This is a genomic window from Allomuricauda ruestringensis DSM 13258 (genome assembly GCF_000224085.1).
GTDB lineage: Bacteria > Bacteroidota > Bacteroidia > Flavobacteriales > Flavobacteriaceae > Flagellimonas > Flagellimonas ruestringensis.
Map to the genome: position 1 here is coordinate 2,260,332 of NC_015945.1, position 15,529 is coordinate 2,275,860.

Genomic DNA, 15,529 nt, shown 5'->3' on the forward strand with positions numbered 1-15,529 from the left:
AAAATTAAATAGATTACATTTAATTTACAATTAGTTAACGTTAATTTTACATTTAAATTGTAGGTTGACTTCCCTTGAGGCTTTCTATCGAGGTAAATTTATTTTTGGTATGTTGATTTCTAGGTGTTTACTTATACAGGTCGTTTGTGTCAGCTTCGGCAATATCTACAAAAAGTTGTCCCATTTTTGCGCAAATTAGGTTAAAGAACACCTCACCTTTTTCCTTGGTGGCTTTGTTGGGGTCGCCTACACCGGTATCCTCGCTTATTTTGGACCAAGGACGTTCTGTCCATGCCCATCCTTCGGAAAAGGCCTTGATCTTGTTTTTGAATTCTTTTCCATCGCCCCATTCTTCTTTGGGCAATACCAATTCTGGCGTTAGATGGAGAATAAGGCTGGTTTCCATTTCACCGGCGTGATCGCCGGAGTTATCAAAAACCCCTGATTCATTTCCAAGGTTAAACCAATTGGTAACGCAAAGGAACATGTCGGGGAAAAGTAACCCTAGTTCCCTGATAATGGCCTTCCAATTGTTGCCGCCATGACTATTTAGGATCATAAATTTTTTTATACCCTGACGATTCAAAACTGTGAGAATATCTTTTAAAATCGCAAATTGTGTACTGGGGTTTAAGTTCATGTCCAGGTAAATGTCGGATTGCCCGGTGTTCACCCCAAAGGGAATGGTAGGCAATACAATTATCTTGCTCCCTTGTTCCCAAGCAATCTTGGCCGATTCTTCGGCAATGCACGAGCCTTCGATCACATCGGTTGCATAGGGGAGGTGGTAGTTGTGCGCTTCGGTGGCGCCCCAAGGCAATATGGCAAGGTCAATAGATTCGTCTTTTAGATGTTTCCAGTTGGTTTCAGCCAAAATATAAGGTCTGGGCATGAGTGTTATAAGTTAGGTTAAACAAAAAAGCCGTCATTTTGTAATGACGGCCTTTAAAATAGGTGTTTTTTGTTTTATCCCAAAAATGGATATCTATAATCCTCGGGGGTAACAAAAGTTTCCTTGATCAATCTGGGGGAAACCCATCGTAGAAGGTTCTGCATAGATCCTGCCTTGTCGTTGGTCCCCGATGCCCTTGCACCGCCAAAAGGCTGTTGTCCCACAACGGCTCCGGTGGGCTTGTCGTTGATGTAGAAGTTCCCTGCGGAATTCTGCAAGGCCTTCGTGGCCTCGTCAATAGAGTAGCGGTCCCCGGACAGTACAGCTCCAGTGAGGCCATACTCCGATGTACCGTCCACTAACTTCAAAGCCTCGCTCCAATCCTTATCCTCATAAACGTATACGGTGACCACTGGACCAAAGAGTTCGGTATACATGGTCTCGTACTGTGGGTTGGTGGTCAATATTACCGTGGGCTCTATAAAATACCCTACGGATTTATCGTAATTACCTCCTGCGATGATTTCGGCATCGTCATCGGCTTTGGCTTGATCAATGTACTTGGCCAACTTGTCGAAAGAGCCTTCGTGGATCACGGCATTGATAAAATTGCCCATGTCCTCTGGGGAGCCCGGCTTGTTGAAGGATGCAATGTCCTTTTTTACCAGTTCCAAAATCTCATTGGCAGTGGATTTGGGCAGATACACCCGTGAAGCGGCACTACATTTTTGCCCTTGGAACTCAAAGGCGCCCCTGCTGATGGCCGTGGCCACCTGTTGGGGCTTGGCCGTTGGGTGGGCGAGGATAAAATCTTTTCCGCCCGTTTCGCCAACAATCCTGGGGTATGTTTTGTACTTGTGGATATTGTTTCCGATCTGTTTCCAAAGATTTTTGAATACATCGGTAGATCCCGTAAAGTGGATCCCCGTAAAGTCCGGGCTGTCCAACACCGTGTCGGAGATCATGACCGGATCTCCGTAAACTACATTGATTACCCCATCGGGCAGTCCAGCTTCCTTGAGCACATCAACAATCACTTTTGCGGAATAAATTTGGCTGTCACTCGGTTTCCATACCACCACGTTGCCCATCATAGCGGCACTGGTGGGAAGATTCCCTGCAATTGCCGTGAAGTTGAACGGGGTTATGGCGTATACAAATCCTTCCAAGGGACGGTATTCCACGCGATTCCATACTCCTTCGGAAGATTCCGGTTGTTCGCTGTATATCTGGGACATATATTCTACGTTGAAGCGAAGGAAGTCCACGATCTCGCAGGCAGAATCAATCTCGGCCTGATAAATATTTTTGGACTGGGCCAACATGGTGGCAGCGTTCATTTTTTGACGGTAAGGTCCAGCAATCAGTTCGGCGGCCTTTAAAAAAATGGCGCAACGCTGTTCCCAGGTCAAATTGGCCCAAGCATTCCTAGCCTCCAAACAATTGGAGATGGCCTTTTCCACGTGTGCTTTCTCGGCAAGGTGATATTGTCCAATTACATGTTTATGGTCGTGGGGAGGGGACAGGGGCCTGGTGTTGCCCGTCTTTATCTCCTCGCTTCCAATGTAGAGCGGAACCTCCACTTTACCGTTATAAAATGCTTTATATTGTTTCAGTACTTCTTCTCGTTCGGGAGAACCCGGAGCATAGCTCAAAACAGGCTCGTTGTATGCAGTTGGAACTTGAAAAAATCCTTTTCCCATAGAAATGTTTTTTAGAGTTGTACAATTCTATCAAAGGTAATGAAACAGGGACCGAAAATAAAATGATGCCAATTAGTTTATGGCGAAGGGAGCTGCAAACTTAAACGTGGGAATCTCGACCTCGAACTCTTCTGCATTGGTAAAGTTAACCATACGATAATGGCCACGCATGGCCCCTACGGGTGATGCCAAGAGGCAACCTGAGCTGTATGTATGCGATTTGCCCGGTTTTATAACAGGTTTTCTGCCAATTACACCTTCTCCGTCAATGGTCTCCATGTCCTTGAGGGCGTCAAATACATCCCAGTGTCTGGCAGTGAGCTGAACGGTGTCCTTGCTTAGGTTCTCTATGGTTATGGTGTAGCCAAACGCATAGTGTACCTTATAGTTTTTAAAGAAGGTTCCTTCGAAAGAAGTGCGTACCGATATTTTAATTCCTTTTGTTACCTGTGTAAACATAACTATCAATAGGTTAAACCGCTTCCCGCAAACGTTACTATGATCGTAAAAAAGGCCAGGATCATAAATACCGTGTTCAGAAAGATGTATTTCACAATGGTTTTAAATCTTCCTTGTCCGTAAAATTTTCGCATGGCCTTATAAAGGTAAAAGGCAAAAATCAACAGAAAGATTCCTGAGCTGTTTATATTGAATATGGTATCCAATGTGAGGCTAAGGATGAGCAAGATAAACAAGAGGGACTGATTGTGGAAACTAAAAATAAGATGATCGGTGTAGGTATAATTTTTTCTGATGTAAACCAACCAAATGAAGACCGTAAACACCGGCATAAAGAAAAATATAACGAAAGGAAGTTTGGATATGGTACTATTTACCCAACTCCCCGGTTCTTTTATTGCCCTTAAAATACTGTTTGCGGAGTTGAACGCCATTTTATTGGACCATGTGTTTTCGATATCATATTTAAGAGCGGCCTGATCATAGGAGGTCAAAGTGTCCCTTTTGATGGTTTTGGTGAAAAAATCAATTTTTTTAAAGAAAGCATTTAAATTGGATTTGCTCTTCAGTCCATTGAAATACGCTTTGGGGTTAGAGAGCATTATGGAGTCCCTTTTAGTAATTTCATTATTAATCAACGTACCGAGCCCGGAAAGGGTGTCCAATTGTTTTAATTGATTCCTTGTCTCGGGATCTTCGCCTGCCAACGAGTCCAGTTGGGCCAGTGCCTGGGTCTTTTGCCTTTCCAGTTTGGTGCTGTCCACACCTAAATTGCCCGAATCCGTGTTAAAGACCAGGGGTGTGCCACCTATGTCTCCGTTGAATTTGCTTACATCTCTGTCCCAACTGGAAAACTGGTTATTATAGGTGAACATCAAAAAATAGAGAAAGGCCAAACTCAACAAAAACCGGAATGGGTTGGTGTAAGTTATCCTTTTGCCATTTACGTAGTCCTTTGTAATTCTTCCGGGTCTAAGTAAAAGGGCCGAGAGTGATTTTATTAGCTTGGAATCGTAATTGATCAGGCCCGAGAAGAACTCGTCAATAAAGTCTTTGAGGGTTAACTTCTTGGTACTGTTGGCCTGTGAGCAATTAGGGCAGTACTTATCACTGATGTCCAATGAATGCCCGCAGTTAAGGCATTTAACACCCCTAAACTTTAGTTCGTAGCGACCTTTGGTGATCAAACCATCTTTTTTCCCCATACCTTTTTTAAGGATTTAGGGCTAAAGATAATTAATTACTGATATTCCTGGAGTTGACGGAGCCTATACCTATTATACTATCGTACATGTCCCCAAAATCTCTATAATAAACCAAGATCAGGTAGTTGTTCTCCGTAAAGTGGAAGTTGCCACTCACTAAATTGGGTTCAATAGTGCCATCTTCCCTTTGTACAACATACTTATAATTGTAAAAGCCCTGTTTCATCATCAAAGTGGCTTCAAACTTCCCGGTTGATTCGTTGAACGTCATTCTGTTCTCATCGCCCAGCGCATAATTGTTGAACTTTCCAATCACATAAACATTGTCAAGCCCTATTTGGTTGGTATAGGGTAGGCTAAAGTGGACCTTGGAATATTCGGCCTCTCTGGAAACATCTTCTCCTTGAAGCGTCCTAACCACAAAATCGCCATTAATATCCGGAAAGTAGGTGTATTCTTTGTCGTACCTGTATTGGTTGGTGAACAAATAATGGTGGTACACCTCCCTCATTTCAATATTGGATATGGCAAAGCTGGGGGAACGAAGGTCTTTGGTGTCGAAGTTTAGGTATTCGTTGCCGCCAAAAAAGCTGGTCTCCTCGTTGTATTTGTAAACCAGCTCCGTACCAATGGTAAATTGAGGTTTAATGTTGTATAGTGCCGTGGGCCAATGATGGTTTTGTATGATGGCTACTTTTACCTCCTTTTTTGGGTTGACCACGTTAAAAGAAGCTGTGTTGATATTAAACTGTACCACCTGCTTTGTATTGATGAAGTTAAAATCCCGAGACCTTTTTACAGCGCCTGCAACGGAAACCACATCTCGGTATACCACAAACCTTCTAGAGAATTGAAGATCGCCATAACTGTTGTAGATTTCCAGAACAAAATTGCCGCTCACTGTTAATTTAACATTGTTATTGGGGATGGTGAGCCGGTAATTGGAATAGGGCTGTAGGGTAGTGTAGCTGTTTTCGTAGTCAATAATTCGTTGGTTGTCCGCCCCGGATAGGTATTGTGACTTTAGTAATTGGGAAGGGGTCCAATCGTAATCGCAATGGACAATCTTATAATAATAATCCTGTTCGTTGGCGGTGAGGTCATCAAACTCCAAAGTTATTGATTCCCCGAGCTGTATCACAGGAAATTGATCCTCGGTAGGACCTTTAAAAACCACCGATTTTATGTTTTCCGGTGGATTTACTTCTTCCATAACTTGTCCAAAAGCCGGAGTGGCCATCAAACCTAATAGAGACAGTATGAAGATAAAACGCATCAAGGGCATAATTTTAGGGTAAAGGTAAACAAAAAGTATGCCTGGGGAATTAAGCTCGGTATAATCCCAATTTTATGGTTAATTATTATGAAAACAATCCTTTTAGTGCTAAATTTGCGTCCGATTTTGATAACAAAAGGTCTACAACAATATGTCTAAAGACATCCGGATTAGAAAGGGGTTGAATATCAACCTCGTCGGGGCGGCAGAGCAGACTATTTCCAAAGCTGTTACCAGTAACGTATACGCCCTAAACCTAGATGATTTCCACGGAATCACTCCAAAAATGTTGATAAAACAAGGGGAAGATATAAAAGCGGGCGAACCCCTCTTTTATAACAAGAACGACGAAGACATGCACTTTGTTTCCCCGGTAAGCGGAGAGCTTGTGGAAATTGTTAGGGGGGCAAGAAGAAGAATCTTAACATTAAAGATTCTTGCTGACAAAGAACAAAATTATGTTATAAATAAGGTGCCGGATTTGGATACGGCAGATGGTGAGGCCATTAAATCCTACCTTTTACAGTGTGGAGGATGGCCGTTCATAAAACAAAGACCTTACGATGTAATTGCCGACCCAAGTGCAACGCCGAAAGCGATATTTGTTTCGGCATACGCTACGGCGCCATTGGCAGCTGACCCAGACTTTGTCCTAAAGGATAAAGAACAGGAGATTCAAGCAGCGATAATGGGCCTTAGCAAGCTTACTCCGGGTAAAATCCATGTATCTATCGGAAAATCGAGCAGGTCTCCCTTCAATGATATTAAGGGAATAGAGTTGCACAAGGTTTCCGGTCCCCATCCGGCAGGCTTGGTAGGTACGCAAATCAATAAGATTGACCCCGTGAACAAAGGTGAGGTGGTCTGGACGTTGTCTCCACAGGACCTTGTTATGTTGGGTGAACTGTTGTTGACGGGTAAGTTCAATGCGGAGCGCATTGTGGCATTGGCTGGATCTGTTGTGAAGGAGCCAAAATATTACAAGACTAAAATCGGAGCTGAAATTTCTACTTTTTTATACGCAAGTGGTGTAAAGGAAGATAGGTTTAGGTTGATAAACGGGGATGTGCTTACAGGCTCTAAAACCAACACCGAAGGATATCTTGGTTTTTACAATAATACGGTTACTGCCATTCCAGAAGGGGACGATTACGAATTTTTTGGGTGGAACAAACCAGTGTTCAATAAAATTTCGTCTACAAGGGCATTGACCTTTTCTTGGCTTCAGCCCAACAAAAAATACGATTTGGACACCAATACCAATGGAGAGCACAGGGCTTTTGTTGTAACAGGTAGGTACGAGGAGGTTTTTCCTCTGGACATATACCCACTTCAGCTTTTGAAGGCCTGTATGGTAAAAGATTTGGATGAAATGGAGCAATTGGGACTTTACGAAGTGGCTCCCGAGGATTTCTCCTTGACAGAATTCATATGCATATCAAAACAACCGCACCAACAAATAATCAGGGAAGGATTGGATTTGTTGCAAAAAGAACTTGGATAATATGGGCATGAAAGAAAAATTACATCAGTTAAAACTTAAGTATCAGGGTAAAAAAATGGCCCCTGCCTTTAATGCACTGCATACTTTTCTTTATACACCGAACGAAACAACCCACTCTGGGTCGCATGTTCGTGCTGCGGATGATTTAAAACGTACCATGAATACAGTGATCATGGCCTTGGTGCCTTGTTTGCTTTTTGGTATGTTCAACGCAGGTTACCAACATTACGCTGCAATCAATGGTTTTCCTGAGAGCTTCTCTCTTTTTGACCATTTCTTGACATGGGATAACTTTTTGGTAGGGGTTACCACTATATTACCTTTGGTAATTGTGTCTTATGGCGTTGGTTTGGCCATTGAATTTTTGTTCGCTGTAATCAAGGGCCATGAAGTGGAAGAAGGATATTTGGTAACGGGTATGTTGGTTCCATTGATTGTACCTGTTGATACTCCACTTTGGATGTTGACCATCGCCGTAGCCTTTGGTGTTGTTATCGGTAAAGAGGTTTTTGGTGGTACCGGAATGAATATATTGAACCCTGCACTGACCATACGTGCATTTTTGTTCTTCGCCTATCCAACTTGGATGAGTGGAGATAAAGTATGGGTTCACGAAGCTGTGGAAAGAGCTGGAACTGCAGATGCTATTTCAGGAGAAACCATCCTTGGCTCATTGGCCCAAGGTTCGGACTATAGTTATTCACTGGCCGATATGTTCTACGGATTTATCCCCGGCTCCGTTGGGGAAACATCGACCTTGTTGATCATATTGGGTGGTCTTTTCTTGGTTTTCTCAAAAATAGCCTCATGGCGCATCATGTTGAGTGCTGTGTTGGGCTCTTTGGCCATGGGACTTATATTCAATGGCATTGTAGATGCCGGTTGGTTACCGGAATACAGTAAATTCTATACCTTGATGAGTTTCCCTTACTGGCAACATTTATTGGTAGGAGGATTGGCCTTTGGTATTGTATTTATGGCCACGGACCCTGTTACGGGCGCTCAGACCAATAAGGGAAAATGGTACTACGGATTCTTTATCGGGTTCCTGTCCGTAATGATCCGGGTGTTCAATCCAGGATATCCAGAAGGTGTATTCTTGGCCATCCTGTTGATGAACGTATTCGCACCTACCATTGACCACTACGTGGTAAGAGGCAACATTAAAAAGAGATTGAAACGATTTAAGACAGCAACCATATATCCAAAAGCATCGGATGAGGTTGATTCATTAAAAACGGAAACAGCTTAATTATGGCAATCAATACAGAAAAAAATAGCTACACTGTAATCTTTGCAGTCTTAATGGTTATTATTGTGGGATCGCTACTGGCTTTTGTTGCATCTGGCCTTAAACCAAGGATTGATGAGAACGAACGCTTCGAAAAGCAACAAAACATCCTATATGCCATGGGGGTTAATCAAAATGAGGGCGATGGAGATGTTTCCTTTGTACCAACGACTACAGTTGAAGAGCAATTTTCCAAATTCATAACTTCCCAGTTGGTATTGGAAGGTTCCGAAGCAGTGGAAAAAGAAGATGCTTATCTGATCGATGTACAGAAGGAAATAGCAAAAGCCAAGAATGGAGGGAACGCAGAACTTCCTTTGCTAATCGGTGAAAAGGACGGAGAAAAATTCTATATCATCCCCATGTACGGTAAAGGACTTTGGGACGCGATTTGGGGATATATTTCCTTGGATGAAAATATGGAAATAAAAGGAGTCTTTTTTGATCATAAGGGAGAAACCCCTGGACTCGGTTCCAATATTAACCAACGTTTTTTTATGGACGACTTCAAGGGAGAATCCGTTATGGACGGCAATACCTATGCAGGTGTTAATGTAGCAAAAGGAAACAACGATCCTTTGAACAACGATAAAGAAGATAACGCAGTAGATGCTTTGGCCGGTGCTACCATTACGGGTAATGGGGTAACTGCAATGATCAAAGAGAGCCTGAAGCTTTACAAACCTTATTTACAAACTATTAGATCCAATTAATATGGCGCTACTATCAAAAAAAGATGCAAATCTGATAAAAGACCCGTTAGCGGATAACAACCCTATCACCATTCAGGTGTTGGGTATCTGTTCCGCCTTGGCAATTACTGCGGAGCTAAAAGCTTCGGTGGTAATGGCAATATCCGTATTGTTTGTAATGGGAGTCGGTAATGTGGTAATTTCGCTCATACGAAATATAATTCCTTCCAAAATAAGGATTATTGTGCAGTTGGTCGTGGTTGCCGCCTTGGTGATTATTGTCGACCAAGTTTTAAAAGCTTTTGCCTACAATCTTAGTAAAACCTTATCAGTATTTATTGGCCTCATCATTACCAACTGTATCATCATGGGACGTTTTGAGGCATTTGCCCTAGGAAACGGCCCCCGTAGAGCATTTCTTGATGGAATAGGGAACGCTCTAGGATATGGAGTAATTCTTGTGATAGTAGGTTTCTTTAGGGAACTACTGGGATCGGGAACCCTGTTCGGTATAAAAGTATTGGGGGACCCCATCGCAAAAACTGGATTGTACTCCATCGGATACGAAAACAATGGATTTATGATCATACCACCCGCGGCATTGATTGTTGTGGGAATCATTATTTGGGTGCAACGCTCCAGAAATAGAGCATTAATTGAAGAAGCATAAACTGAGGAAGCATGTTAGAGCATTTAGAACTATTTTTTAGATCAATCTTCGTAGACAATATGGTGTTTGCGGTCTTTTTGGGAATGTGTTCCTACTTGGCCGTATCCAAAAAGGTTTCTACAGCTGTAGGCTTGGGGGCTGCCGTAATATTCGTATTGGGTGTTACCGTGCCTTTAAACTGGTTGTTGGATAAATATTTGCTGCAAGATGGAGCCTTGGTTTGGTTAGGCCCGGAATACGCCGATTACGACCTTAGTTTCCTATCCTTTATTCTATTTATTGCAACCATTGCCACAATGGTGCAGTTGGTGGAGATCGTGGTAGAGAAGTTTTCGCCATCCCTATACAATTCCTTGGGTATTTTCTTGCCTTTGATTGCGGTAAACTGTGCCATCTTGGGTGGTTCCTTGTTTATGCAGACAAGGGATATACCAAATATTGGGTTGGCCTTGAATTATGGAGTAAGTTCAGGAATTGGATGGTTCCTTGCCATTTTGACCATTGCAGCCATTCGCGAAAAAATTAGATATTCCAACGTACCCGCGCCACTGCGAGGTTTGGGAATCACTTTTATTATCACAGGTTTAATGGGAATTGGGTTCCAAAGTTTTGGAGGTATGCTCACAGGAGACAACGAACCACCAGAGGAAACCCAAAGCACAACCGTTGAAGCCCAAGAAACCCAAGAAGAAAAAGAAATTAAAAAAGAGATTGAGGATAAGGAAGAAGCAGTCTCTTATAACGAAGCCATAAACAAATAGAAGATGATATTAGCCGCAAGTACCGGGGGTACTATTCTAATTACCGTAGTAGCATTTCTTGTTTTGTTGTTAGTCTTAGTGGCACTTTTGCTGTTCACTAAGGAGAAACTATCCCCATCCGGTCCTGTAACGATTACCATTAATGGTGAAAAAGAGTTGGAAGTAGGCTCGGGAGGTTCCCTGTTGTCCACCTTGGGTAACCAAAAAATATTCTTGCCATCCGCTTGTGGTGGAGGTGGCACCTGTATTCAGTGCGAATGCCACGTGCTTTCAGGTGGAGGTGAAGCATTGCCTACCGAAACACCTCACTTTTCCAAAAAAGAGTTAAGCGAGGGTGCTCGTTTGGCTTGTCAGGTTAAGGTAAAGCAGGATATGGAAATTACCATTCCCGAAGAGGTGTTTGGTATCAAAAAATGGAATGCAAAAGTGGTGCGTAACTATAACGTGGCCTCTTTCATCAAGGAGTTTGTTGTTGAGATTCCAGAGGAAATGAATTACAAAGCAGGCGGATACATCCAGATTGAAATTCCACCGTGTGAAGTAAAATATTCCGATATCGATATTACAGCTCACCCAGAAGAGCACGAAACTCCTGACAAATTTCAAGCGGAGTGGGATAAGTTCAATCTGTGGCCATTGGTCATGAAAAATCCCGAAACCGAGGAAAGAGCATATTCCATGGCTTCTTACCCCGCAGAAGGAAAGGAAATTATGTTGAATGTTCGTATTGCGACCCCACCATGGGATCGTTCCAAAAACGGATGGATGGACGTAAATCCTGGTATTGCCTCTTCTTACATTTTTAGTTTGAAAAAAGGCGACCCCGTGACCATTTCAGGTCCATTTGGTGAGTTCTTCATCAATGAATCCGATGCCGAAATGCTATACGTAGGAGGTGGTGCCGGAATGGCTCCAATGCGTTCGCACTTGTACCACTTGTTCAGAACTTTGAAAACCGATAGAAAAGTGACCTATTGGTATGGAGGACGTTCTAAAAGAGAGTTGTTCTACATTGACCATTTCAAACAATTGGAAAAAGAATTTCCTAACTTTAAGTTTTACATGGCACTTTCAGAACCGTTGGAAGAGGATAATTGGAAGGTGAAGAAAGACATCAATGATGAAGAAGGAGATGGTTTTGTTGGGTTTATCCACAACTGCGTTATCGATAACTATTTGAACCATCATGAAACGCCAGAGGATATAGAACTATATTTCTGTGGCCCACCATTGATGAACAAAGCCGTTCAGAAAATGGGAGAGGATTTTGGTATCCCAGATGAGAATATCAGGTTCGACGACTTTGGAGGATAGAACCAGAAATTGATTATCACCTCGAGCATTGTCGAGAGGTATAAATAAAACCAAACCGATGCTCATGCATCGGTTTTTTTGTTACCTATGGGAAGAGAATTAACAGAACAGGAACTGCACAACTTGGCCATGAATATTGTGGGACATGAGCTTGAGGCCGATGGTTTTGAGTTTATGGCCATCAACAGTAAGCTTAAAAAAAATCCGCAGTATGTATGCCTAAAGGAAAAAGTGCTGCATTTTATAGTGGTTAGGAATGTGGAATTTCCACTAAATCCACGGGAATACGATGAAGAATTGATGCAGACCGTAAAGAACCATGCCGAAAAGTTTGAGGCTAGAACCTATTTTGCCGGAGTGGGGCTTTCCAATGCAGCGGATAGAACGGAGCCTCTGTATTTGGATGAAGAGTATATCGTGGATTATCAAGGTTTAATCGAAATATAAATGAAGCGTAAAGTACCCTTAAAGCATTTTGATACTATTATGGTAACAAACCGTCTGTTCGAGTTTTTTCAGAAGGAAAAAGTATCGAGAACAAGGGTTGTGTTTAAGAAAATTCTTTTCTCGATACAATTTTTTGGCCTACGGTTCAAAAAACCACTCGAAATGACGAATTTTTCATCAAAATGCACAACTGCGTATAAAGTATTGTTCTTGGGTTTGACCGTACTTTTTTTGAACTGTACACCAAAAAAAGAACAAGTTAAAAACCAAACTTGGGGCAATGCCTTGGGTACAACTTACTCCATCATTTACATTGCCGATGAGGAATTGGACTATCAACAGGAGATTGATTCCGTTTTTCAAGTGCTGAACCAATCCATGTCCACCTATATTCCCTCATCCGATATTTCCAAGATCAATGCGGGGGACTCCACTATTGTTGTGGATGATATGTTCAAAGAGGTATTTGATGTTTCAAGTAAGGTTCACAAAGCTTCAAACGGCTATTTTGACCCTACTGTGGGTGTTTTGGCCAACGCATGGGGATTTGGTCCGGGTGAGCAGTTAGAGCTCGATAGCCTCCGTGTGGATAGTTTATTGCGTTATGTAGGATGGGAAAAGGTGCAATTGAACGCAGATAATACCATTACAAAGGCCCATCCGTCCATCCGCTTTGATTTTAATGCCGTTGCCAAAGGGTATGCCATAGACCGATTGGGAGCCATGCTGGATGGAAAAGGCATTAAAAATTACTTGGTGGAAGTTGGTGGAGAGGTCCTCGCCAAGGGAACCAATATGGATTCGGGCAAACAATGGTCTGTTGGTATAGATGATCCACAGGCGGAAACGGGTCGTCAGTTAAAACAGATAGTTTCCTTGAAAGATGTAGCGATGGCCTCATCTGGTAATTACCGAAAGTTTAGGGTGGATCCTGAAACAGGGGAAAAGTATGTGCATACCATAAACCCAAAAACAGGATACACCAAAAATTCCAATGTTCTGGCCACAAGTGTTGTGGCAAAAACCTGTGCTGTTGCCGATGCGTTTGCCACAACCTTTATGGCGATGGATTTGGAAGATTCCAAAAAAGTGCTTGAAAACCATGAGGAATTGGAAGCCTACATCATCTATTTGAATGAAAATGGGGAGGCAAAGGAATTTTTTACACCGGGTTTTGAGGCTTTGATAAGCCAGTAGTAGCAGTTGATTGAGCAAAAGCCGTCAATTCGATCCAGCCTTGACTGAATAACCTGAGTTCGATTGTTGATGAAAAGCAAATCAGAGTTTTAACTCCAAAGTGTCAGGTCGAGCGCAGTCGAGACCTATTTAACAGTTCGAAAAAAACTCGAACTGACATTTTGAGTCACAACATGGATAGGAGGTGATGCTATTTATTTGGAAACAAAAGGAATAATTTCACCTTTCGCCAATCTGTACTTTTCAACCGTTTCCTTTGGAATTTTTTTGGTGTAATCCACCTCTTCAACCACAAATCCAATACTGCGAAGCTTGTCAAAATAATCCCGTCCGTATATCCGGACATGATCGTACTGCCCAAAAATGCGTGCTCTTTCTTTTTTATCGGTAATGGAATCATCCTCAAAAGTTTTTTCCCGATTTAAGTCCTGTGGAATTTGAAATATGCCCCATCCTCCAGGTTTCATGATGCGATAGAGTTCTTGCATGGCCTTGGTGTGATCGGGAATATGTTCCAAAACGTGGTTGCATAAAATCACGTCGAAGGTATTGTCATCAAAAGGTAAGTTGCAGATATCAGCCTTTACATCAGCCAAAGGTGAATTGAGGTCCGTTGTAGTGTATTCCAAATTGTCCAGTTTTTTGAAGCGTTTGTAAAAGGCTTGTTCCGGGGCAAAGTGGAGCAACTTTAGTGGTTTGGTGAAAAAATCCGTTTCGTTTTTCAGGTACAGCCACAGTAATCGATGTCTTTCCAACGATAGGGTAGAAGGGGAAAGTACATTTTCCCTCGGGTTCTCGTAACCATAAGGCAAAAATTTCCTGAATGATTTGCCGTCAATCGGGTCGGTATATGTGCTTCCCTTTAGGGAAAAGGCAATCAATGGGCGTACCCAGTAACTTAATCGGATAAGTAAAGGTCTGGGAATTAGATTAAGGAAGTATTTAAATATTTTTGACACGGATAAAATGATTAATGCCTGTTGTAAACCTAGACTGGCTATTAAGTCAAACAATATGTCAGTTCGAGTTTTTTCCTTCAGGAAAAAGTATCGAGAACTGTGGATTGAGTGCCGCTTTTCCAATTCTCGATAAAATTTTTGTACGTTTCACTCCCAAAAATCACTCGAATTGACGAATTTACATCAGAACTTATTTAAAGTACCAACTTCTTGTTTCGGAACTCATCTTCTTCGTCGCTGGTAATCCCCAAGGCATCATAAATATATTGATAGGTGGACAGTAGTTCAGGTTTGCCGTCCACTAGGGCCACATCGTGCTCAAAGTGTGCACTTGGCTTGCCATCGGCAGTAAGTATCGTCCAACCATCCTTTAATTGTTTTATGCGTTTTGTACCCATATTGATCATGGGTTCTATAGCGACAACCATACCATTGACAAACTTTTTGCCACGACCTCTTTTGCCGTAGTTGGGCATTTGTGGGTCTTCATGGAGTTCACGTCCCAAACCATGTCCTACCAATTCACGTACCACACCATACCCATGGTCTTCACAGTATTTTTGAATGGCATAACCCACATCACCAACGCGGTTACCCAGTTTAAACTCCCTTATGCCTATGTAAAGCGACTCTTTGGTGACCTTGAGCAGTTTTTTGGTTTCTTCGGCAACTTCGCCCACTTCAAATGTATAGGCATGGTCTCCGTGGAAACCATTTTTAACGGCTCCACAATCCACAGAAACAATGTCGCCCTCCTTTAAGGGTTCATTGCCTGGTATGCCATGCACCACTTGGGCATTTGGACTCCAGTTTAAGGTATTTGGAAAATCGTACATGCCCAAAAAGCCAGGTACGGCTCCCTCTTCCCGAATAAATTCTTCGGCCATTTTATCCAATTTTAATGGACTGGCCCCAGGCTTTATTTCCTTGGCCAAGAGGCCTAAAGTTTTGGATACTACCAAAGCGCTCTCACGCATCAACTCAATTTCTTCAGCTGTTTTTATTTGAATCATAGCCGCAAAGATAAAGAACTCATCTTGAGTTATTGTAATTTACTGCAAAACCATCTTTTGCACTTAATTTTTGTCTTTTTTTCACCCCGTAGCCCTGCTATGCTGCTCAAAAAACCCTTCATTTGAGCACAAAATCTTGCTTTTTC

Annotated in this window: 15 protein-coding genes; 8 read left to right on the forward strand and 7 right to left on the reverse strand. The window is 42.4% G+C overall.

Annotation, left to right across the window (positions count from 1 at the left end; translation table 11 throughout):
• Positions 1-127: 127 nt before the first annotated feature.
• From MURRU_RS10130 to MURRU_RS10150, 5 genes are all read right to left on the reverse strand, one after another.
• Complete coding sequence (locus MURRU_RS10130; RefSeq protein ID WP_014033372.1) at positions 128-892, reverse strand: creatininase family protein; 765 nt, start codon at positions 890-892, stop codon at positions 128-130.
• A 74-nt stretch (positions 893-966) separates the two neighbouring features.
• Complete coding sequence (gene pruA, locus MURRU_RS10135; protein ID WP_014033373.1) at positions 967-2,595, reverse strand: L-glutamate gamma-semialdehyde dehydrogenase; 1,629 nt, start codon at positions 2,593-2,595, stop codon at positions 967-969.
• Between the two features lie 72 nt (positions 2,596-2,667).
• Positions 2,668-3,054, reverse strand: coding sequence for a Co2+/Mg2+ efflux protein ApaG (apaG, locus tag MURRU_RS10140; protein ID WP_014033374.1), 387 nt, complete (start codon positions 3,052-3,054; stop codon positions 2,668-2,670).
• Positions 3,055-3,059: 5 nt separating this feature from the next.
• Positions 3,060-4,259 (reverse strand): DUF3667 domain-containing protein, encoded by a 1,200-nt coding sequence (locus MURRU_RS10145; protein WP_014033375.1) that lies wholly within the window; start codon positions 4,257-4,259, stop codon positions 3,060-3,062.
• Between the two features lie 31 nt (positions 4,260-4,290).
• The gene (locus tag MURRU_RS10150; protein WP_014033376.1) at positions 4,291-5,535 is read right to left on the reverse strand and encodes a type IX secretion system plug protein; all 1,245 of its coding nucleotides are present in this window, start codon (positions 5,533-5,535) and stop codon (positions 4,291-4,293) included.
• Positions 5,536-5,686: 151 nt separating this feature from the next.
• Between MURRU_RS10150 and MURRU_RS10155 the strand changes: the two genes are divergently transcribed.
• The 8 genes from MURRU_RS10155 (at position 5,687) to MURRU_RS10190 (ending at position 13,411) form a co-directional block, all read left to right on the forward strand.
• The gene (locus tag MURRU_RS10155) at positions 5,687-7,039 is read left to right on the forward strand and encodes a Na(+)-translocating NADH-quinone reductase subunit A (RefSeq protein WP_014033377.1); all 1,353 of its coding nucleotides are present in this window, start codon (positions 5,687-5,689) and stop codon (positions 7,037-7,039) included.
• A gap of 1 nt (position 7,040) precedes the next feature.
• Complete coding sequence (locus tag MURRU_RS10160) at positions 7,041-8,291, forward strand: NADH:ubiquinone reductase (Na(+)-transporting) subunit B (protein WP_041801455.1); 1,251 nt, start codon at positions 7,041-7,043, stop codon at positions 8,289-8,291.
• Between the two features lie 2 nt (positions 8,292-8,293).
• Positions 8,294-9,043, forward strand: a complete 750-nt coding sequence (locus tag MURRU_RS10165; RefSeq protein WP_014033379.1) for a Na(+)-translocating NADH-quinone reductase subunit C — start codon at positions 8,294-8,296, stop codon at positions 9,041-9,043.
• Position 9,044: 1 nt separating this feature from the next.
• Complete coding sequence (locus MURRU_RS10170; RefSeq protein WP_014033380.1) at positions 9,045-9,692, forward strand: NADH:ubiquinone reductase (Na(+)-transporting) subunit D; 648 nt, start codon at positions 9,045-9,047, stop codon at positions 9,690-9,692.
• 11 nt (positions 9,693-9,703) lie between these two features.
• Complete coding sequence (gene nqrE, locus MURRU_RS10175) at positions 9,704-10,453, forward strand: NADH:ubiquinone reductase (Na(+)-transporting) subunit E (RefSeq protein WP_014033381.1); 750 nt, start codon at positions 9,704-9,706, stop codon at positions 10,451-10,453.
• Between the two features lie 3 nt (positions 10,454-10,456).
• Positions 10,457-11,767, forward strand: coding sequence for an NADH:ubiquinone reductase (Na(+)-transporting) subunit F (nqrF, locus tag MURRU_RS10180; protein WP_014033382.1), 1,311 nt, complete (start codon positions 10,457-10,459; stop codon positions 11,765-11,767).
• Between the two features lie 87 nt (positions 11,768-11,854).
• A complete protein-coding gene (locus tag MURRU_RS10185; RefSeq protein WP_014033383.1) occupies positions 11,855-12,214 on the forward strand; it encodes a hypothetical protein in 360 nt (119 codons plus the stop codon).
• The gene (locus MURRU_RS10190; protein WP_014033384.1) at positions 12,215-13,411 is read left to right on the forward strand and encodes an FAD:protein FMN transferase; all 1,197 of its coding nucleotides are present in this window, start codon (positions 12,215-12,217) and stop codon (positions 13,409-13,411) included.
• 194 nt (positions 13,412-13,605) lie between these two features.
• On the opposite strand, the gene MURRU_RS10195 is transcribed toward MURRU_RS10190, so the two are convergent.
• Both MURRU_RS10195 and map read right to left on the reverse strand, forming a co-directional pair.
• Positions 13,606-14,370, reverse strand: coding sequence for a class I SAM-dependent methyltransferase (locus MURRU_RS10195; protein WP_041801934.1), 765 nt, complete (start codon positions 14,368-14,370; stop codon positions 13,606-13,608).
• Positions 14,371-14,564: 194 nt separating this feature from the next.
• On the reverse strand, positions 14,565-15,383 hold the full coding sequence (gene map / locus MURRU_RS10200; protein ID WP_014033386.1) for a type I methionyl aminopeptidase: 819 nt from the start codon (positions 15,381-15,383) through the stop codon (positions 14,565-14,567).
• Between the last annotated feature and the right edge of the window lie 146 nt (positions 15,384-15,529).

Coding starts and splice junctions, on each gene's coding strand:
- nqrF (WP_014033382.1), top strand. CDS start 10,457: ATGATATTAGCCGCAAGTACCGGGGGTACTATTCTAATTACCGTAGTA.
- MURRU_RS10170 (WP_014033380.1), top strand. CDS start 9,045: ATGGCGCTACTATCAAAAAAAGATGCAAATCTGATAAAAGACCCGTTA.
- pruA (WP_014033373.1), bottom strand. CDS start 2,595: ATGGGAAAAGGATTTTTTCAAGTTCCAACTGCATACAACGAGCCTGTT.
- MURRU_RS10130 (WP_014033372.1), bottom strand. CDS start 892: ATGCCCAGACCTTATATTTTGGCTGAAACCAACTGGAAACATCTAAAA.
- MURRU_RS10190 (WP_014033384.1), top strand. CDS start 12,215: ATGAAGCGTAAAGTACCCTTAAAGCATTTTGATACTATTATGGTAACA.
- MURRU_RS10145 (WP_014033375.1), bottom strand. CDS start 4,259: ATGGGGAAAAAAGATGGTTTGATCACCAAAGGTCGCTACGAACTAAAG.
- nqrE (WP_014033381.1), top strand. CDS start 9,704: ATGTTAGAGCATTTAGAACTATTTTTTAGATCAATCTTCGTAGACAAT.
- MURRU_RS10165 (WP_014033379.1), top strand. CDS start 8,294: ATGGCAATCAATACAGAAAAAAATAGCTACACTGTAATCTTTGCAGTC.
- MURRU_RS10185 (WP_014033383.1), top strand. CDS start 11,855: ATGGGAAGAGAATTAACAGAACAGGAACTGCACAACTTGGCCATGAAT.
- MURRU_RS10150 (WP_014033376.1), bottom strand. CDS start 5,535: ATGCGTTTTATCTTCATACTGTCTCTATTAGGTTTGATGGCCACTCCG.
- apaG (WP_014033374.1), bottom strand. CDS start 3,054: ATGTTTACACAGGTAACAAAAGGAATTAAAATATCGGTACGCACTTCT.
- MURRU_RS10155 (WP_014033377.1), top strand. CDS start 5,687: ATGTCTAAAGACATCCGGATTAGAAAGGGGTTGAATATCAACCTCGTC.
- MURRU_RS10160 (WP_041801455.1), top strand. CDS start 7,041: ATGGGCATGAAAGAAAAATTACATCAGTTAAAACTTAAGTATCAGGGT.
- map (WP_014033386.1), bottom strand. CDS start 15,383: ATGATTCAAATAAAAACAGCTGAAGAAATTGAGTTGATGCGTGAGAGC.